Origin of the sequence: Vibrio owensii (assembly GCF_002021755.1) — a bacterium.
Classification (GTDB): domain Bacteria; phylum Pseudomonadota; class Gammaproteobacteria; order Enterobacterales; family Vibrionaceae; genus Vibrio; species Vibrio owensii.
The window spans coordinates 1,133,763-1,154,417 of sequence record NZ_CP019960.1 but is presented as its reverse complement, the minus strand read 5'-3'; the positions used below and the strand labels follow the sequence as shown (position 1 = coordinate 1,154,417).

The 20,655-nt window shown below is 43.6% G+C and carries 16 protein-coding genes; 15 read left to right on the top strand and 1 reads right to left on the bottom strand.

The features are described from left to right. Window positions 1–62 precede the first annotated feature (62 nt). Window positions 63–2,207, bottom strand: coding sequence for a serine/threonine-protein kinase (locus A9237_RS21785; RefSeq protein ID WP_078609651.1), 2,145 nt, complete (start codon window positions 2,205–2,207; stop codon window positions 63–65). 318 nt (window positions 2,208–2,525) lie between these two features. Here A9237_RS21785 and tagH point away from each other — a divergent pair, with 318 nt between their 5' ends. From tagH to tssG, 15 genes are all read left to right on the top strand, one after another. Beyond that, window positions 2,526–3,695, top strand: a complete 1,170-nt coding sequence (gene tagH / locus A9237_RS21780) for a type VI secretion system-associated FHA domain protein TagH (RefSeq protein WP_078609650.1) — start codon at window positions 2,526–2,528, stop codon at window positions 3,693–3,695. 9 nt (window positions 3,696–3,704) lie between these two features. Continuing rightward, a complete protein-coding gene (gene tssJ, locus A9237_RS21775) occupies window positions 3,705–4,160 on the top strand; it encodes a type VI secretion system lipoprotein TssJ (RefSeq protein WP_020196290.1) in 456 nt (151 codons plus the stop codon). Between the two features lie 56 nt (window positions 4,161–4,216). Continuing rightward, the gene (tssK, locus tag A9237_RS21770; RefSeq protein ID WP_237358467.1) at window positions 4,217–5,506 is read left to right on the top strand and encodes a type VI secretion system baseplate subunit TssK; all 1,290 of its coding nucleotides are present in this window, start codon (window positions 4,217–4,219) and stop codon (window positions 5,504–5,506) included. A gap of 14 nt (window positions 5,507–5,520) precedes the next feature. Continuing rightward, window positions 5,521–6,813 (top strand): type VI secretion system protein TssL, long form, encoded by a 1,293-nt coding sequence (gene tssL / locus A9237_RS21765; protein ID WP_078609648.1) that lies wholly within the window; start codon window positions 5,521–5,523, stop codon window positions 6,811–6,813. A 14-nt stretch (window positions 6,814–6,827) separates the two neighbouring features. Further along, window positions 6,828–10,346 carry a type VI secretion system membrane subunit TssM gene (gene tssM / locus A9237_RS21760; protein WP_078609647.1) on the top strand — a complete coding sequence of 1,173 codons (3,519 nt, stop codon included), beginning with the start codon at window positions 6,828–6,830 and terminating at the stop codon, window positions 10,344–10,346. Continuing rightward, a complete protein-coding gene (gene tagF / locus A9237_RS21755; protein WP_078609646.1) occupies window positions 10,328–11,023 on the top strand; it encodes a type VI secretion system-associated protein TagF in 696 nt (231 codons plus the stop codon). Before tssM ends, tagF begins: the two co-directional genes overlap by 19 nt. Before the next feature lie 10 nt (window positions 11,024–11,033). Then, window positions 11,034–11,828, top strand: coding sequence for a PP2C family protein-serine/threonine phosphatase (locus A9237_RS21750; protein ID WP_078609645.1), 795 nt, complete (start codon window positions 11,034–11,036; stop codon window positions 11,826–11,828). Then, window positions 11,821–12,960: a type VI secretion system protein TssA gene (gene tssA, locus A9237_RS21745; RefSeq protein ID WP_078609644.1), complete on the top strand. Its 1,140-nt coding sequence runs from the start codon at window positions 11,821–11,823 to the stop codon at window positions 12,958–12,960. Before A9237_RS21750 ends, tssA begins: the two co-directional genes overlap by 8 nt. Window positions 12,961–12,975: 15 nt before the next feature. Continuing rightward, a complete protein-coding gene (gene tssB, locus A9237_RS21740) occupies window positions 12,976–13,506 on the top strand; it encodes a type VI secretion system contractile sheath small subunit (RefSeq protein WP_005426987.1) in 531 nt (176 codons plus the stop codon). Then, window positions 13,506–14,999, top strand: coding sequence for a type VI secretion system contractile sheath large subunit (tssC, locus tag A9237_RS21735; protein ID WP_005426776.1), 1,494 nt, complete (start codon window positions 13,506–13,508; stop codon window positions 14,997–14,999). The genes tssB and tssC (A9237_RS21735) overlap by 1 nt, the downstream gene beginning before the upstream one ends. Window positions 15,000–15,080: 81 nt before the next feature. Then, on the top strand, window positions 15,081–16,592 hold the full coding sequence (tssC, locus tag A9237_RS21730; RefSeq protein ID WP_078609643.1) for a type VI secretion system contractile sheath large subunit: 1,512 nt from the start codon (window positions 15,081–15,083) through the stop codon (window positions 16,590–16,592). Between the two features lie 9 nt (window positions 16,593–16,601). Then, window positions 16,602–17,399, top strand: coding sequence for a type VI secretion system accessory protein TagJ (locus tag A9237_RS21725; protein ID WP_078609642.1), 798 nt, complete (start codon window positions 16,602–16,604; stop codon window positions 17,397–17,399). Window positions 17,400–17,407: 8 nt separating this feature from the next. After that, window positions 17,408–17,872 (top strand): type VI secretion system baseplate subunit TssE, encoded by a 465-nt coding sequence (gene tssE / locus A9237_RS21720; protein WP_038893344.1) that lies wholly within the window; start codon window positions 17,408–17,410, stop codon window positions 17,870–17,872. Continuing rightward, entirely contained in the window at window positions 17,869–19,692 is a 1,824-nt protein-coding gene (gene tssF / locus A9237_RS21715) for a type VI secretion system baseplate subunit TssF (protein ID WP_078609641.1), read from the top strand. The genes tssE and tssF overlap by 4 nt, the downstream gene beginning before the upstream one ends. Beyond that, the gene (gene tssG / locus A9237_RS21710; protein ID WP_078609640.1) at window positions 19,689–20,651 is read left to right on the top strand and encodes a type VI secretion system baseplate subunit TssG; all 963 of its coding nucleotides are present in this window, start codon (window positions 19,689–19,691) and stop codon (window positions 20,649–20,651) included. The genes tssF and tssG overlap by 4 nt, the downstream gene beginning before the upstream one ends. The last annotated feature ends 4 nt before the right edge of the window (window positions 20,652–20,655 follow it).

The following is a 20,655-nucleotide window of genomic DNA, read 5'->3' as shown; positions in this document are numbered from 1 at the left end:
AAAGGCAAGTGGTTTTTGCGACAAAGAAGGGGCGATATGCCCCTCATCAACTTTTGTAGTCATTAACTCTGTTCTGCGTCACTTTCTAACCGTTTTAATAGCTCGTTCGCCTTTTTCATTGCACGCCTTGCACTCTTGGATTTTCGTTTATTCAGCAAGATATCGGAAAACTGAAGGTATTTATCAGCAGTTTGGAACCTAAGGTCGTTAATGTCTTGAAAACCTGGCGGAAAGTTCTCGGCAAACGCATCAATGTCTTTTACTAACTTATCTAGATTTACTGTCGTGCGAGCTTGTTTTAGGCGATAGTGCAGCCCTTCAAACTCTTCTTGATAGAGAAGGCGGGCGGCATCCGAGGGGAAAGCAAGTGGGGTAGTGCTGTCTTTGGCTGTCTCATACAACTTCATTTCCAACACGGCATCTTTCATCGCATTGCTGAAAGCCAAGTTTTCTTGGTGTTCTTCAGATTCAGAAAAGAACGTATTTCCAACCTTAATCAAGGTAACTAAAGCGGCAGCATCTCTCAGTTGAAGTGCGTCATTCAAATGCTGTCCAAATACTTCACTAGCTAGAGAGCTAGGTGTGAAAGGGTATTCTTTGTGGATCTCTTGCAGCTCTTTGTTGAGATCATAGATCGATTTCTCACCTTCAACCTGAGCATAAACGGATTTTTCTAAGTGGCTGTTTATCTGGCGTGCAATCGCAAGAAGCGTTGAATGTTTACTTGATTGAATATCCAATGCCAACACTTCAATTTTGTGTGAGTCAGGGTAGTAAACTTTTGCCTGTTGCAAGATGGATTCAATTTGGTCGTAATTTGGGTAAGTGGTGACATCGGAATTCAGTACATCATCAATTTTCGACTCAAACTCGCCCAAGAGGTGAGGCTTATATAGGCGTAGGAAACCAGCCTCAATCACAGGATGTAGCCCTTGTTTGTCATCTATTAACGCTTTTGTGTCTTCTGGTAATGTATTGAGTAACTGTTCGGCCAACTCGATCGTTTGCTCTTTCTCTGCCAGTGCTAGGTTTAGTTTGGAGATCGTACCTTGTTGCTGTTGATAGAACATGCCAAGTGCCGCCAATAAAGCGACACTAGCAGCAATACCAGAGTACAAAGGCCAGCGGTTTCTATTGAGTCGCGCTTTTATGTCAACACAATTTAAGCCTTGAGGTACGGTCCCTGTAGCAAAAGCATTAGCGAATAGACTCCACTTTGAGAAGGGTAAATTAGTTGGCTTACTCACTTTAATACCTTTCTTCAACGCTTCGTCGACAGGGGTACGGCCATAAGGATGCTTGCAGCTTAAAAGCTCAAAAGTAATGCAGAAGAAGGCAAAAAGATCGTCACTGAATTTAGGCTCTTTACCTGACAAAATATCTCGTGACGCATAATTTGGCGTATAGCCAAGCGTATCGGTATCTTGGGACTTCCGCTTAGCGGCGTATTGGTCATGTTTTAATTGCTGAGTTTTTGATACACCAAAATCTAACAGTTTCACTTTTCCCTCAGACGTGAGGATGACGTTGGCAGGTTTTAAATCGGCATGAACGACGCCGAGTGAATGCGCATACGACAACGCGTCCAGCGTTTGATTAAGAATCGATAGGGCAGCGTTGTATCTTAACCCGTCCGGTCGAGAACGTTGAATTAGGCTTTCTAATGTTTCACCATCAACGTACTCCATAACAAGGAAATAAATGTCGCCATCAACACCGAAGTCGTAAACGCGGATAATATTCGGGTGGCTTAACTTCTGAGTTTGTTGTGCTTCACGAATCAGCATGCGTGCGGTCTCAGGCTGCGAGGCATACTCATTCTGGAGAACTTTAAGTGCGACATATGGAGTATCGGAACCGGACGATTCGAGGATCTTGTCTTTCGCTAAAAAGACATCACACAAACCACCATGACCAATTAAAGACTCGATTTCATACCGGTTTTTGATTGTCTCACCGAGTAAAGAATCAGGACGCTTTTTATGAGCGCTGTTCTCGAAGTTAGAGTGAGGGTTACCCACTGGTGGAATAGTGTTTTGATTATGAGACACTTTTGTATTTGTCTCATTATTATTTTGGGCTGAGCCTTCATTATTTATATTACCCATCTTGTCGTTTGTATTTTCTCTTTTTTGAGTCTTTACAATTCTTGTTTTATCACCATTCGAATCTTTATTTATAGAATTGTTTTTACTTTGGTCGTCCATCACGAGGCTCCGTATAAAATGATGGTGTGAATATATAATTCATCAACTAATGAAAAATAGTTAAATGTTGATTTCTCGGTAAAGCTAACATCGGTTTTTTGACGAATGAAAAATTTATCGTCAAAAATTTGAACCTCGTTGTATATTTTGTTCTGGGTAATAATCCTCGATTGCTTTGCTGTAAATTTAATTCATTATTCCGTTCGTGAAATCTAATTATTATTTGAATAGGCATTATTAACTTTAGTGTTAATAAGATGTGGCCTAACTATTAAGAACTAAATTTATATATTAAGCAGTTCCTTTGGCGAGGTTTACATGACGTTGGTTTTAACCATTACGAGCTTTCATAAGTTCACACCAGAGATAGACAACGAATTCATTTTTGACGCGACAGGCGAGCATGAGAAAGTCAGTTTTGGTCGCTCAGGACAGTGCGATTGGACGTTGCCAGACCCTGAAAGAGTCATTTCAGGTAAGCATGGAGAGTTGATCAAGTTTGGTGACAAATATTTGATTAAAGACCTCTCCACTAATGGCACTTTTGTAAACAACGCAGTCAGCCCTGTTGGTCAAGGAAATGAATTAGCACTGAATCATGGTGATGTAGTGACCCTCGGCGATTATCAAATTCAAGTCAACCTTGAAGAGCGTTGCATTGACGATTCTTCAAATGAGGCTAATAAAATCAATGAATTAGGTGAGGGTGTTGCTATTGAAAACTTGGCTCACGACAACTTTGGTTTGAATGCCTCAGATCTATTAAAAGAGAGCGTTTCTTCCGAGTTTCAACTAGATATCGGTCTCATGGATGACTTTTTAGATGCACCTACATCTCACTCTCAAGATGACCGAGAAGAAGAAAAGCTACCTTCTCATACTCCAATCTCACATGAGTTCGATGAGAAAAATGCACAGGCTTTTATTAGAGGTTTGGGTATCAATCCTAATATGGTCCCAGATGAAGGCAGTGAGCAATGGTTTGAGCAGTTAGGCCAATCGTTTTCTCTGATGCTATTAGGCCTAATGGAAACATTACACAATCGTGCCGAGTTTAAACAAAATAATCGTTTGAATCATACGGCGTTTAGAAAATCTGAAAATAACCCGTTAAAGTTCTCTGCTAATTTAGAAGACGCAATTCATAATTTATATAATCGTCAATCGGCAAGTTTTATGCGCGCTGATATTGCGATAAAAGAAGCATTCTTTGATATTGAAAATCATGAGCGTGCCTTAATGAAAGGTGTCGAGGGTACTGTATCAAGTGTTATGTCATTAGTAGAGCCAGCAACAATTTATTCTGATGCGATGTCCAATGATAGTGTCTTAAATAAAATAATTCCGGCGAGAAAATATGCATGCAGTTGGAAAAAATTTGAAGGTATTCATCATCAATTGACAGATGAAGTTATAAATAAAGAATCGCCATTTTATTTAGAAGATTTTGCAAAGCACTATGAAAGCGCGCTAAAAACTAAAATTTAAGGGATGATGATGAAAGCGATAATGAAAACTCTAGTTCTACTTTTTACTGCACTGCTTACGGGCTGCTCCGCTGCAAACCTTGTGGTTGCCCCTTACGCTGATTTAGAGCTAGCTGCAAAACATAACATCAACCCTGATTCAAATGGTAGACCTTCCCCAGTCGTAATTTATGTGTTTGAGCTCACTTCTTCGACGGTGTTTGAAAGCCAAGATTTCTTTTCAATATATGAAAACTACGACACGGTTTTGGGGCCAGATTTAGTGAACAAGTATGAGATATCGCTAACGCCTGGCCAAGAAGAGGTTTATCACGCAAGTATGTCTGCTAAGACGAAATATCTTGGCTTAGTTGCTGCATTTCGAGATATAGAAAACTCAAATTGGCGACAGGTGATTAAGGTTGATCAAACTGGGTACAACACCTACCAAATTCAACTAGACGATTTGTCTTTGTTCGTTAACTAATCTTGATTGGCGATAAAACCATGACACATTACTCCCGCACAGCATGGTGTGAGGGGATGTTTTTACGTCCTCAACATTTTCAACAAAGCGAACGTGCGATAGAACAAGAATTCAAGGGGCTAAATCGCTTTCAACACCCTTATAATTGGGGCGTTTACGAAGTCCGTGTTAACTCAAACAGCCTTAAAGAAGGGCTGGTGGAAGTTGAGAGTATAGACGCAATTCTGCCTGATATGACGGTCGTCCAACTACAGAGTACGAACGTTGAGCTCAGCCCTTTGTGCATTGAAAAAGGTACGCAAGACACGCTCGTTAAGCTAACCGTACCGGCGAAGAGCTTGAAAGAGAAAATGGTCGCTGATGTTAGCGAAGGCTTGGTGTCGCGATATTTGTTGAAAGATATTGATGTTATTGATGTTCAGACAGGTCAAGACGAAGAGTGTATTCAAGTCGCATCATTGAACATGGCGTTGAAAGCGAACAATGAAAAGCTTTCTGGTTTTGTTGAATTGCCCATTCTAAAAATTAAAGAGGTAACAAGTGAAGGTGTTGTTATCTTGGATGATGAATTCACGCCACCGAACCTAAATGCGCTTAATGATCAAGCCATGATGAGCTGTCTTAAAAACGTCTCTGCAATGACTAAGATTCGTGCTGATGTCGTCTCTCAACGCCTGCTTCAAGGAAAGATGGCTTCTGCATCAGCGGTGGATTTCATCATGCTACAAATGCTAAACCGATATGAGATGGCTCTTAAGCACCTAGGAAAATTAGATCAAATTCATCCGCTCGAGCTTATTACTTTATTGAAGGGCTACGTCGGCGAACTCTCAACATTTTCTAGCAAAACGAAGCGTACCCCTGAGTTGTCTGATTATGATCATATAAACCTGACTCCTGTTGTTCAGGAACTTAACCAAGTGTTAAGCCAATACTTAAGCGTTGTACTCGACCAGACTGCTAATAAGTTACCGTTAGAGGCTCGCCAACTCGGTATACACGTCACACCATTACCAGACAAGCGACTACTTGATTCCAGTCAGTTCGTATTGGCTGTTAAGGCTGATACGAGCACCGAAGAGATTAGACGATTGGTACCTGCGCAACTTAAGTTTGGGCCAGCAGAACAAATTCGTGACCTCATTAACAATCAGATCAATGGCATCAATGTTGCGCCACTCAATGTCGTTCCGAGGCAGATTCCTTATCAAACCGGGTACGTCTATTTTGAAGTCATTAAAAAAGGACCTTTCTGGAACCGACTAAAAGAGAGTGGTGGCATCGCTCTACAGTTATCTGGCCAATTTCCAAATGCGGATATTGAGCTTTGGAGCATTAACCAATAACGGGTGACGTCACTATGGAACAGACAATTATCAAGCCAACGCCAGGTGGAAGGCCAGTAAACGCCAAAGCATCTCAGCCACAATCTGCAGACAGCACAGTGGTGATTTCAAAAAGCACCGAGGTTGTGAACAATGACACGGTAGTCGCGTTTGGCACTAACCCAATACTGGCGGAGGCTAATGGTATCCTTTCTATCATTGGTCAGATAAGAGCAACGGCGACTCACTCTGATGTGTTCTTTTTAAAAGAAACGTTAGCGCAGAAACTAAGAGATTACGAGAATCGACTACGTCAGAAAAATATTAACTTAGAAACGGTAGATACGGCACGTTACTGTTTGTGTTGTGCTATTGATGAAGCGGTATTGAATACAAATTGGGGTAGCCAATCAGCTTGGAGCCACGATTCATTATTAACGTCGTTTTATTCTAGCAGCCAAGGTGGTGAGGCATTTTATCAACACCTTGAGAAATGTATCTCTTCTCCTGAGTCTCATTTAGATCTTCTTGAATTAATGTATGTTTGCTTGTCCTTGGGCTTTGTCGGTCAATATCGATTAGAGAAGAACGGACTCGAAGCGCATCGTCGTTTAAGAAAGCAGGTGATGGCGACGCTCAAGAATCATGGTCGAGGTCTGCAACAAGGCTTGAATGATAATGTTGAAGCCCGTCTTCTTAATGGTGCGCAAATCTCTGAACGAGCGCCTTTATGGGTTGTTTGCTCAGTCACACTTGCTTTGTTGGTGTGTATTTTTATGTACTTTAGTTATGACCTAAACAAAGCCTCCAACCAAACCTTTACCAACTTAATCAACTTGATCGCTCCGGCACAAGTCGAGTCAACGGCTCAAACTGATTCTCAAGTTACCGATATTGCTGAACGTGTTTCCATGTATCTCGCGACAGAAATAAGTAAAGGTTTAGTCACAGTCGACGCGCTTCCAGATCGAGTTCGAATCTCCATCAAAGCTCAAGATCTCTTTGAGTCTGGAAGTGCCGAGGTTGTTGAGTACATTCAACCCGTGATATCCAAATTGGCTCGAACCTTAGAGGCGACAGAAGGGAAAATCTTGGTCGCAGGACATACCGATGACAAGCCAATTTTTACCAGCAAATATCCTTCTAACTGGCACCTCTCTTTGGCTAGAGCCACCGCGATGTCTGAGCAGTTAATCGCGAATAGTGCGTTAGATGGACGTGTGTTGCCTGAGGGGTTAGGGGATGCGAGGCCGTTGGTAGATAACACTAGCGACGAGAACCGAGCGCTTAATCGCCGCATCGAAATTGATCTAATGGTTGCGAACTAAGGAAAATGAGATAAATGAGTATCCGAGAAGTAGGCAAAATCTTTACTCAACACTGGTTTATTGGCTTAGTTGGTGTCGCAGCTTGTTCAATCTTTATATGGGCTGTTGGGCCCCTAATTACCGTCGCAGGTTATGAACCGTTAAAGACGGATTTTCAACGTCTCGTCAGTATATTAGTGTTGGTTTTCGTTTGGGGGATCTTCAATCTTACGAAACAACACAAGCAAAAAGTAAAAGAAGACGAGAGTATTCAGACTTTGTTAGAAGTTGACTCTCAATCGGATAAAGAAGCCGCCTCTGAAATCAATGTCTTGCAAGATAGGATTGAACAGGCAATTAAAGTCGTGACTAAAACGCATAAAGGAAAACGCAGCCTTTATGAATTGCCTTGGTATGTTTTGATTGGTCCTCCTGGTACGGGTAAAACAACGGTTCTCAAGCAGTCTGGTTTGGAATTTCCTTTGGCTGAGTCAATGGGTACAGATTCGGTCGCTGGGGTTGGTGGCACTCGACATTGCGATTGGTGGTTCGCGAACAAAGCGGTGTTAATTGATACTGCAGGGCGCTACACCACGCAAGACAGTCAGGAAAAGGTCGACTCAAAGGCTTGGCATGGGTTCCTTGGACTACTTAAAAAATACCGAACTCAGAGACCAATCAATGGCGCTATCGTGACGGTGAGTTTGGCCAGCATGATGTCGCAGACTCGCACTGAGCGCAGCTTGCACGCAAGAGCAATTAAGGCTCGTTTACAAGAGTTGAAAAATCAATTAGGCATGCAATTTCCAATCTACGTACTGCTTACTAAGATGGATCTCGTCGCGGGGTTTAATGAGTTTTTTTCTGACTTAAGTAAAGAAGAGCGAGACGATCTATTTGGTTTTATGTTCCCTCAAGATTGCGAGGATGAGAAAGGCGTTATTTCTCTTTTTAATAAAGAGTTTCATCACCTATTAGAACGTCTTGATGCTCGAATGTTGAGGATCCTTGAAACTGAAGATGATCTTGATAAGCGTGCGCTTATCTTCGAGTTTCCGAAACAGCTGCGTGTACTACAGGCAAACTTAGACGAGTTTCTAACCGATATTTTTGCTCAAAACAGCTTTGAAGAACCGACTCTCATCCGTGGTGTGTTTATGGTGAGTTCGGTTCAAGAAGGGATCCCTGTTAGCCGTTTAATGAATGAAGCCACAAGTGGGTTGGGACTTGGCAAGCTTGGGCTATCAATGAACAGTCGAAGTTCTGATAGTTACTTTGTCAAAAACCTATTTGATCGAGTGATTTTCAAAGAGCAATTGCTTGGTACGGTGAATCGTCATTATCAAAAACAGTCTAGTTGGCTTCATCGAGGTGTTTATATCGGATGTGCAGTAGCACTGGCCGGTGCCTCGGGCGTTTGGTTCACCAGTTACCAGTGGAACGTGAACCTTATTAATCAAACCAATAAGCAGACTGACCATATCAACGCAATGATAGGCGCGGATAGCTTGGACTTTGATTCAGATATTATAAGTGCAATAGAAACGCTTGATCGCATCATGATGTTACCGCTCGGTAAACAAAGCGATTATGAAGAAGAAACGGCGATAAAAAAGTTTGGCCTGTATCAAGGGAATAAGGTCTCTCAAGCGGCGAACAATGCTTACACTTCTGCATTAAATAAGCACTTTACCCCAATGGTGCTTCACAGTCTTGTCTCAGAAATGGAAGGAAACCAAGAGCATCGTCAATATCTATACGAAACACTTAAAACTTATTTGATGCTGTTTAACCCGAATAAATATCAACAAGAGGAAGTTCTAAGTTGGTTTGGTTTCTACTATGAACGTCATTACCCAGGTGTACTTAATGAGGTGCTAAGAGAGCGCTTAATGACGCACACTCGAAACTTGCTGGACAGCAATGAGCGAGGGCTTTCTTACGACGAATCATCGGTAGCGGAGGCTCGAGAAGTCTTAACACAAATGTCTTTGCCGGAACGTGCTTACCAACGTATGAAGTTGCAGTTTGCGAAAAGCCATGTGCCTTCATTTAGATTGACTGACGTTCTGGGACCGAAGGGTTTAGATCAGTTCGAACGAAACAGTGGTAAGCCACTATCGCAAGGTATTTCCGGTTTTTACACTTACAACGGATTCCATAGCATTTTTCAAATTCAAATTAACCGCACGGTAAAAAGTTTGATGGAGGAAAACTGGGTCTATGGGGACGATTTAAAAGCGCATGAAATTGACCATGCAAGCGCTATTCGAGGTGTACAAGAGCGCTATTACCAAGATTATATCAATGAGTGGAAAAACCTGATTGAAGACATCCAGCTTAAACAGGCGCCAAGTTTAGAGTTGGCTTCCGCTCAGGCGAGGGTGCTCTCTGGTGTCGAAAGACCCATTGAATCTCTACTGCGTGCGATTCAAAAAGAAGTGGGCTTAACGAAAGTGGTTTTGTCGGAAAACCAAAAAGCCGCTTCTGAAGTTGCGGGAAATGTAGCCAAGGTGAAGTTTTCAAACACGGCTGACAAGCTCGATCTGTATTTACCTGAAGAAAGTGCATTTAACGTAGCCTTGCCCGGGAAAGAGGTGGAGCAACACTTTACTGAAATTCTACGTTTGGATGAGCAAGATTTTGACGACATTCAGCAAGCAATGGTAAATCTGCGTTCTTACTTGTCTGATCTATCAAGCTCAGGGAACAATCAAAAAATTGCTTACAAGAGCATTCTAGATGGAACGGTTACCCAAGATGTAGCTGAGTCTTTTGAGCGGGCGCGAGAGTTGCTACCAAAGCCATTTAATCAATGGTTAGATGAGTTGTCTCAAGAGTCAGTGAAATTTGCTGAGAGCGGTTCTAAAGATCACCTAAACCAGCTGTGGCAAACGCAAGTAGTAAAACCGTATCGTCGTTCTATCGCGGGACGTTATCCTTTTGTTTCAAATGCGGCCAAGGAAGTGCGACTTAAAGATTTTAAACGTTTCTTCGGCTACGGCGGAACGATGGACTCTTTCTTTAAAGAGTACCTCGAACCATTTGTGGACACCTCCTCTAGACGCTGGAAACTTGAGAAAGAAATCGGTGTGAAACCTGAAACATTAGCGGTGTTTCAACAAGCAAAGCGCATTAGACAAACCTTCTTTGAATCTGATAACTCGCTGAGAGTCGAGTTTGGAATGAAACCAGTCTATTTAGACCAACACATCACTCGCTTTGTACTGGAGTTAGGTGAACAAGACCTCGTTTATAAACATGGCCCAGCACGTGCTAAATCGTTGAGTTGGCCAGCAGGTCAAGATCAAACCCGAATCGTATTTACGCCGCCGGAATCAAAGCGAGAAATTGCTCATACATATGAGGGTGAATGGGGCATCTTTAGATTGCTAGACCAATCGCTTAAAGCACGTCCGGAATCACGAAAAGACAACATCGTGATGATCGATCTTAATGGTAATAAAGTTCAACTGGAGCTGATCCCTTCGAGCACGGTAAACCCATTCTGGTCAAATGAAATGGAGAGGTTCCGATGTCCACAAACGCTTTAACTTCTTCTTGGGGATACATAGGGAAAATGCCGGCCAAAGGGGATTTCGTTAAAGACGGTTTGTCCCAAGAATTTACTGGTCGTTGGCATGACTGGCAGCAAGCAGTGATCGCCGTTAGCCGTGAGCAATTGGGAGAAAGCTGGAGTGAGTATTTTTTGACTGCTCCTATCTGGCATTTTGCGCTCGATGTTTCTTACATGGAAGACGCCACTTATATCGGCAGTGTCATTCCTAGCGTGGATTCGTCAGGTCGTTATTTCTTTTTTACGGTGGCGCGCGCAGTACAGGGACCTGCGGTGAACTACTGGCAACAGAGTGACTGGACACAGCATAGCCAAAACCTTGCAGTTGCCGTCTTGAGTGATGAATTTGTTTTCGATGCATGGGCACAAGGGCTGACAGACTCTGACAATCTACCAACCGAAGAAGCAGGCGTAAGCCAAGTTCCAACGATGGTTTATGAAAGTGAACTGTCCGTCATTTATCAGCGTTCGTCGCAGCTATCAGTGAACAGCCTTTTGAATCGAATGATTGGTAAGGACTACAAAACGCCTTGCTTTTGGTGGACAGACGGTTCGGGCAACATCGAACCGTGTATGTTTGTGACATCTGGCTTGCCCTCGATAGGACAATATTCCGCAATGCTAGACGGCAATTGGCAAAAGTGGAACTGGTAGGAAGCGAAGAATGAATTGGAATTACTTTACTTTTGCTAAGACGCACCCAGGCAAAGTACGACCTTATAACGAAGACGCCTTACTTGAGATGTCTGAAGCCGGGCTTTGGGTTGTGGCGGATGGAATGGGTGGACACAGTGCGGGGGATATTGCAAGTCAGATGTTAGTGGATCGTATCGCTCGCCATATCAAAGACAGCAAAACGACGAATATTGATGAACTAAGAATGGTTGTCCAGCAAGCAAACAAGGAGATTTTTGATTACGCCCAAGCCCACTTAGAGGGCAAAACCATGGGGACTACTCTTGTCTTATTGTTTTTGCAAGATGGCTACTTCCACTGTTTATGGGTAGGAGACAGCCGCATCTATCAACTCAGAGAAGGTCGCTTCTCCCAAAAAACCAGAGATCACAGTCAAGTCATGGATTTGGTTGAGCAAGGTCTATTGGCTTTTGAGGATGCAGAATCACATCCACTGGCTAATGTCATTACACGAGCGATTGGTGTGGACGAAATAGTCACGATAGACCAAGTATCAGGCCAGCTTGCAGACGGAGACCAATTTCTTTTGTGCAGTGATGGATTATCAAAAGAACTCACCAACGATGAGATGCACAAGACACTTTATGCAGACTCGGTTAACCAGGCGGGCTTAGCTTTGATGCATTCTGCATTAGTGAGAGGTGCGAGTGACAATGTCACGTGCGCTTTAATCAAAGCCTGTTGTGAGAGAAGTGAGCTAGACGGACGAACACAAGGCGATGCGACTATCCCAGTATTCTTGAGGAGCAAGGCGAATGGTTGATTCAAAAAGTGTATCTGATTCTAGCAGAGTATTCGATTGGTTGGCTCCGGTTCTATTGCCAGTATCAGAAGAGCGCCCAACAGGTGTAGACCCACGCGAAGACGTGTCACCTCAATCGGCATACTACCGTTTAAAAGACAGTCGAATGGCGGCACGCAATGCTGAGCGTAATGCGATTATCGAAGAAGAGAGCATATTAACGCACACTAATTTGTGGCGTGTCTTTATTGACGAAGTTCCGGACATTCTTTCTCATCAATCAAAAGACTTAGAATTTGTTGCATGGTTAATTGAGGCCCTCACGCGTCTTTATGGATTTCGTGGCATGGGGGTTGGCTATGAAATTGCCTCAAACTTCATCGACAATTTTTGGGAACAACTGTATCCAATGCCTGATGAAGACGGGATGGAGACGCGTATCTCTTCCATTATTGGCCTAAATGGCATCGATAGTGAAGGAACGTTAATTTTTCCTTTAGCATCTATTCCCCTGACTGACATGGGTGTAGAGCAACCGTACGCCTTTTGGGAATATCAGCAAGCGATTGAGTTAGAGAGACTTGATGAAGACAAGCGCCGCTACAAGGTTGAGCAGGGTGCTGTTGAAATGTCCAAGATTAACGACACGGTGAAATCTACATCTGACGAGTTTTATCGTGAACTTATCTCTGACCTTGAGTTTGCGATGGCTGCGTTTGGCCAATTTAGCCAAAAGCTTGATGATGCGGTTGGGGATGTTACCTCGAGCTCATACATTTCCAAAAAACTAGATTCAATACATTCGGCATTAAAACATCTATTGGGCGCTCGTTTTCAAACTCCATCAGAAGTGACTGAAGTTATTCAGCTCGATCCGACTGAGGATGAGGAAGCACCAACGGTACAGGGGCAAAACGGCGCTTTATTGATGACAAACATGCAATCGCGTGAACAGGCGATTGAGCAGTTACAAAAGGTGGCAGACTTCTTTAGAGAAAGTGAGCCTCATTCACCAGTTTCTTACTCCATCGAACAAATCATTCGTTGGTGTGGAATGCCTCTGCCGGAATTACTGGCGGAATTGATCTCCGACGGAGATGCAAAGAGAAGCTATTTCCGTTTAGTTGGCATAGCAGAACAAAATGAAAATTAAGAAAGGGAGAACGGTATGACGAGTATCCACTCGAAACTGTCACGAGTAAGGAAGCCTCGTGTTCACATTACCTATGATGTTGAAACTGAAGGAACAACGCTGAAAAAAGAGCTTCCTTTTGTTGTTGGTGTAATGGGCGATTTCGCAGGACAAAATACGGAAGCGCTGAAGCCACTCAAAGACCGTCGCTTTATTCAGATCGACAGAGATAACTTCGATGACGTTCTTAAAAAAATGAACCCATCAGTGAAGTTTAAGGTTGCCAACAAACTTGCGAAAGATGACTCTCAATTTGAAGTCGATCTGAGCTTCAAGTCGATGCAAGACTTTGAGCCAGCAGCGATCGTTAATCAAGTTGACCCACTGCGCCAGTTGATGGAAACACGCAATAAGCTACGTGACCTAATGACCAAGGTGGATCGTTCAGAAGAGTTGGAAAATATCCTTGAAGATGTCTTAAACAACACGGATAACTTAACCAAGCTGGCAGGCGAGCTAAAACTAGGTGACGCTCACCCAACGGATAATCCAGAGGGGGTGAAGTGATGACAACGCAAATTGAAAAGCAGCTTGATCCTACCGTCGGTGAGCAGACTTCCTCTTTTCTAGAGCAAGCGATTGGCGCAACAAAGCAAACAGAAGCTTCACGTGCTGAAGAGCTGATTAAGACGTTAACTGAAGAAGCAATGAAAGGCACGGTCTCATGGAATAAGAACCTAACCGTGACTTTCCGTGAAGCGATTAACTTACTCGATCGTCAGATTTCTGAACAGCTGTCTGAAGTCATGCACCATCCAGAACTGCAAAAACTTGAAGGTTCTTGGCGTGGTTTGAACTACTTAGTCATGAACTCAGATACCAGCTCGACACTCAAAATTCGCATGATCAGCATGACGAAGAAAGAGCTTCATAAAGATTTGAGTAAAGCGGTTGAGTTTGACCAAAGCCAGATCTTCAAAAAAGTATATGAGTCGGAATTTGGCAGTGCCGGTGGTGAGCCTTATGGTGCTCTGATTGGTGATTACGAATTTACGAATCACCCAGAAGACATTGAATCACTTCGCTTAATGTCGAATGTGGCCGCGTCTGGTTTCTCTCCATTCTTATCTGCGGCTTCACCTGCATTGTTTGGTTTTGATGAGTGGACAGAGCTTTCTAAACCTCGTGATTTGGACAAAGTTTTCGAATCACTGGAATATGCTCAATGGCGTTCTTTCCGTGAAAGCGCAGATTCTCGTTTTGTAAGCTTGACCATGCCTAAAGTACTGGCGCGTTTGCCTTATGGGCAAGCAACTTCGCCGGTGGAAGAGTTTGGCTTTGAAGAATTTGACGTTGACTCAGTGTCGGGTATTGCAACGAATGCTGAACATAATGATTACTGTTGGATGAACTCTTCTTATGTGCTGGGCGCTAAGCTTACCGATGCATTCTCGAAATATGGCTTCTGTACCGCTATTCGTGGCGCAGAAGGCGGTGGCCGAGTAGATAACCTACCGACGCACTTCTTCATGAGCGATGACGGCGACCCGGATATGAAATGCCCGACAGAAATTGGCATTACGGACCGACGTGAAGCGGAACTAGGTAAACTTGGTTTCCTTCCTTTGTGTCACTATAAGAACACCAACTACGCGGTTTTCTTTGGTGCACAAACCTGCCAAAAACCAGCCAATCACGATTCTCCTGATGCGACTGCGAATGCGGCCATTTCAGCACGCTTACCTTACATGATGGCAACGTCACGTTTTGCTCATTACTTGAAGGTTATGGCACGCGATAAGATTGGTAGCTTTATGGAAGCTGAAGACGTGGAGTCGTGGCTAAACCGTTGGATCTTAAGCTACGTGAATGCCTCAGAAGGTGGTGGTCAAGAAATCCGTGCGAAATACCCGCTTGCCGATGCTCGTGTTCAGGTGAAAGAAATTCCGGGTGCGCCAGGTTCCTACAATGCTGTGGCATGGTTGAAGCCTTGGCTCCAAATGGAAGAGTTGACCACGTCATTACGCTTGGTCGCAAAGATCCCTCAATCGGGTGGCTAAGTAATAGGTGGTTGGCCTTTGGGTCAACCACTCCTTCCACGCTTGGGGATAGAGATTGAGTATTAAAAGTGACGATTTGGAATGGCTAACGATATGACATTGAATTTCTTAGACCCAAGTGAACTGAAACACGAGTTCAGTCCACTTGGGTGTGCGGAACTTGATAGTCACTGGGTTACCCAGTTTGTCGAGTCAGTAGATTCAATACATTCGGCAAAAATTTGGCTAGAAGGAACAAAAAGTTCAACTGTTGATGATTTTCGATATAGCGTGTTGATGGCCATCGATCAGATTGACCAAATATTGGAAGAGCAATTGAATGAGATTATTCATCATCAAGCATTTCAAGAATTGGAAAAATCATGGTTAGGTGTTCGCTATCTGTGTGAGCAAACTGCTAGCCAATCCAGTGAGCCTGTGAAGATAAAAGTGCTTTCGGCAACATGGGATGAGGTCAGCAAAGATGCACTGAAAGCCATCGAGTTTGATCAATCTGCGCTGTTTAAATTGTTGTATCAGAATGAATATGGCATGCCGGGTGGTGAGCCTTTTGGGGTGGTGATCGGTGATTACGAACTAAGACATGACCCAGCGAAAAATCACTTTGATCGAGATTTAACTGTGTTAAGTAAGGTTGCGCAAACTGCGGCAGCGGCATTCAGTCCATTCATTCTGTCTGCACAGCCAAGTGTGTTCGGTGTTAATCGATTTTCAGAGTTGTCATCGACCACAGATATCGGCGCTCAGTTTGAACAAGTTGAGTACATAAAATGGCAAAAGTTACGAGAATCGGAAGATGCGAAATTCATCGGTATTGCTGCACCAAACGTGTTGTTTCGCTTACCTTATATCAAAGACGGTTCTCGTATAGAAGGGTTTGATTTCGAAGAAGCTATCAATGATTCTGAGCGCGAATTGCAGTGGGGAAGTGCCGCTTTTTGTTTCGCTGCGATTGCAATTCGAACGTATCAAGAACATGGCTGGTTTACTCACATGAGGGGCGTTAAGCAAGGCGATTACACACAAGGAACAATCTTAGCGCCCACGCGAAGTTCAGTGCATTTCACTAGCAAAAATACCCGTGATAGAAGTCCTTTGAACTTAAAAGTTTCAGAGCGCAAAGAAAAAGAAATATCGGATTGTGGGTTTATCACCATGTCACCGGTTGCAGAAACCTACATGGTGGGGATGACATCCAGCGTGTCCATTTATAAGCCAAGACAGTTCGAAGAGCAGCATATCACTATGAACGCCAAGTTGACCTCGATGCTGCAATACACGCTTTGTGTTTCACGAATCGCCCATTACATAAAGGTCATGGGACGAGACAAAATCGGTGGTTATCAAGATGCAGATTCAATCCAACGAGACTTCCAAAAGTGGCTTCATCAATACACAACAGCCTCTGACGAAGCTTCGGATGAACTGAGGGCAAAGTACCCTTTAAATGAGGCAAACATCAGCGTTAAAGAAAAACGTGATTCCCCCGGACACTATTATTCGGTGGTTCATTTACGGCCTCATTTTCAACTCGACCAGATGGTCTCGGCAGTCAAACTTATTACGGAATTATCACCAGAACAAGTGGTGTAAGGGAAGACAATGAAAACATGGAAAAATGCGCTTTCTGAGGGCAACTTACAACAGGCTATAACACTGATTATCGAAGACATTAAAGCTTCACCAAAAGATGCAGGGTTACGCAGTTCTTTTATTGAACTGTTGTGTATTGACGGTGATTTTGAACGTGCTGACGATCAGCTCATACAGTCGATTAAATTGTTCCCTGAATATTTATCTGGTGCGAGTCAGTTACGCCATATGGTGAAAGCGGCACAAGCGCGAAAAGACTTTACTGGTGGGGCTGCCACTGCACAGTTTATTGAATTTGATCAGCAGGCCAACGAGCTTGTTGTCGACCTTAATTTAGCCATCAAAAATGAAGAGTTTGACCAGGGCTATGAACTCGCTCAGTCACTGGAAAACATGCGAGAGCAAAAGCGTTTCCTACAAGGAACTCGAGAGTTTGAGGATGTAAGAGATATTGACGATCGTTTATCCGGATACATCGAACTCTTCTCGACGGCAGGTAATTACTTTCTGGTGCCGATCAAAAACATTAAGCAGCTAGACATAAAACAAGCGGGCTCGATGCTTGAACACATCTGGCGACCTGTTGAGTTTGACATTGAAGGCTTGGGTGAAGGTGAGGGGCATATGCCTCTGACTTACATTGATTCTGTTACCGACGCGCAAAAACTTGGCCGAGAAACAGATTGGAGGCGTTTAGGTGAAAGTGAACTGTTTGTCGGCCTAGGTCAAAAATGTTGGTTTGTGGGTGATAAAGCACTGCCTATCTTTGAGCTGAACACCTTGTCAGAAAGCAAGGCATTGGCATAGAGGTTCTTATGTCATTGGTCGCTTCCTTACTCGACAAGCTTATCGATAACGATCCACATCTAAGAGAAGACAAAGATTTTCCGTTGGGTCAGCAAGCATTGGTCGACAATCTTCTAAGAGATTTGGAGTCCATGTTGAACAGCCGTATCGGTTGGACGGAAATTTCGGATGACCTCAGAGAAGTAAAGTCCTCAATTTTAAATTATGGATTACCTGACTTTTCGTCTATGCCATACAGCAGCAAGCAGGGGCAAGATCAACTGTGTGAGATCGTTCGTGATGCGATTTTAGAGTTTGAGCCTCGCCTAGAAAGCCCGAACGTTAGCATTCTAGATGAAAAGAGCGCAGTAGACAGAACCTTGAGACTAAAAATCAGCGCGACTTGTCTGATTGGCAATAACACACACGAAGTGACATTTAACTCAGAAGTAGAACCCGTAAGTTTAGGCATGAAGTTGAGCAGAATGAAATGAGTGACGAGTTTCTTAAGTATTACAACCGAGAGTTAGCTTACTTACGCCATAAAGGGCAAGAGTTTGGCGAGCAGTACCCCAAAATTGCTTCTCGATTGGGGATCAGTGAAGAGCAAGTCGATGACCCTCATGTGGAGAGGCTTCTTGAAGGCTGCGCTTTCATGACAGCTCGTATACGTCAAAGTCTCGATAACAGTTATCCGCAGTTTACGGAATCTTTGATGGGGCAGTTGCATCCGGATTTTCATGCGCCAATCCCTTCAATGTCGATCATTAAAATGAAATGTAATGAGTCGACCTCTGCTCCCTTTGATGTTTCTAAGGGGGAAAAGGTGATGGTTGGCGCGCCGGGTTACAAAGAATGTGAATTCAGAACGTGTTATGAGACAAGAATGTATCCCTTCGATATATCGGCAGGAACCTTTGAAAATGCCCCGATACAGCCGATTGGTTCTCCTTGGGAGCGTTCGTCTAAATCTGTACTTAAGGTAAAGATCAAGGCTAATGATGGTGAGTCTGCATTAAGTGAAATGGGCGTCGAGACGCTCAGATTCTACCTCAATGGCCAAGCACAGCTTACTCAGCGGTTATATCAGCTATTGTTCCAAAGCCTTATTGGGATCTCTGTCTCGGTGAATGGTTGTGAGCAGGCTTCGTACACTCCACGTCACTGCCAAGCTGTCGGTTTTATCGATAGTCAACAAGTCGTGCCCTACAGCAAGCGAAGCTTTTCTTCTTCGAGGATGTTGGTGGAATATTTACATTTCCCCGAGAAGTTTATGTTCTTTGATGTCGTTGACTTAAATCTCGAAAAGTTAGGTATTAACGAGGAGTTGGAACTCAACTTCTACTTTGACTGCAATGATGACTGGCTCCCAAAGCAAGTTGACAAAGACAGTGTGTTATTAGGTTGTGTTCCCATCATCAATCTGTTTAAAACCACAATGGAGCCAAAGCGACTAGAGCCAGCCGAGTACGAATACCAACTGTCTCCACAATACCAAGAAGCAGAGAGCAACGAAGTGGTGTCTATTTCGAATGTCACGCTTAGGAATTGGAATAAAACATACGAGAACTTGCCCAGTTATTTTGCCGGTGAACACACTCATTACATGAACAAAAGCGAGATTTTTTGGGTCATGAGGCGAGAGGATAAGAATTGGGCAGGAGGGTTCGATGAACCGGGCCGAGAAAGCTACATTTCATTCGTGGATAAAAAGCACCGATTATTTGCTCCTGAAAGTCGTGAAAACTGGCTGATGTACGTACAGGCGGAATGTTGTAATCGAAACTTACCGCAGAAACTGCCTTTTGGTGGCGGCCTGCCAGAGGTCTCGCTACCGAGTGTCAATGACAATTTTGCTGAGCTTCGATGCCTTGTTTCTTTGTCAGAAACGGTGAGGCCGGAAATGGATGAGAGTACGCGTTGGCAACTAACCAAACTGCTTACCCTGACTCATTTTACCGATGAGGACGGACTCTCTACGCTCAAGCAATTACTCAACTTGTATGCGTTTACAGGTACAGCGGAAACGAAATCGCTGATCGATGCTCTCGTAAATTTCGAGTATCAGCAAACAACGGGAAGGGTCAACGAAAAAGGTAAAGTTGGATTTGCTCATGGTGTAAAGCTCATATTGACCGTCTCTGATCAAATGATATCTAAAGAGCAAGTCTTCCTTTTAGGTTGCGTCTTGTCGGTGTACTTCTCTCAGTTTGCGGAAGTAAACATTTTTACGCAGTTAGAAGTAAAAATGAAATCGACAGGCCAGTTATTTCATCGGTGGCCAGCACTGATCGGAAACAAAGCTTTGTTATGAAACCAGAAGAATTCTTAATTCAGCTGAAAAAGCGACCGTTGTTCGAAGTGATTCACTTAATCGAGCAAGCGTTGCTTCGTTCGCAAGCTCAACTAGGCTCGGATGAGTTACCCAAGAAGGAGAAGCTTGAGTTAAAAGTAAACGCCTCATTGGGTTATGAGAATGCACAGCTGGTTAATGCGACCCTATCTGAGCATAAAGTTTTCCTTGAAACGAACTTGCTTGGCTTAACGGGTGAGCAAGGTGTTTTACCAAGCTACTACAGTGAATTGGCCATCGGTCGTGAAAAGGCTGGTGATGGTGCAATGGTCGATTTCTATAACATTTTCAATCATCGCTTGTTGTCACTGTACTACCGAAGTTGGCAGCTAAGTCAATTTGCGGTGCAAGCACGTGAGCACAATAAGGGCAATCGAGCACCTCTATTGAGCAGTCTTGAAGCGGTAACTGGGCACGAAAAGCACCTGAACAATTACTATGCAGGATTGTTTGCGCAGAAAGGTCGCGGTAAAGGTGCGCTAAAAGACTTAATTGAGCACCTCACAGACTGTGAAGCTAAATTACACGAGCTTCAGGGGCAGTGGATGAGTGTATCGCAAGATGAACAAACTAAGCTAGCTGGGGGCTCATCGCCTGAAGGGCAGTTTGCTCAATTAGGGCGAGGAGCTTCTATCGGTGCCAAGGCATGGAATATCAATGCAGGAATTACGATTGAGCTGTTTCCGACGAACATATTACAGGTTGAGCAATTACTGCCAAATAAATCGAGCTTGGCAACCATAAAGTCAGTTGTGCAGGACTATGTTGGTAAGCATAAGCGCATTAATTGGAAGCTCACGACACGTCATAAACATTTACCTCAAGTTCGTCTTGTTAAAGGTTCTGGTCAATTAGGGATAGGAACCGTTTTGGCAAAACACAAACGAACCAAAGATCGAAAAATAACAATTACCATTTAAGGGA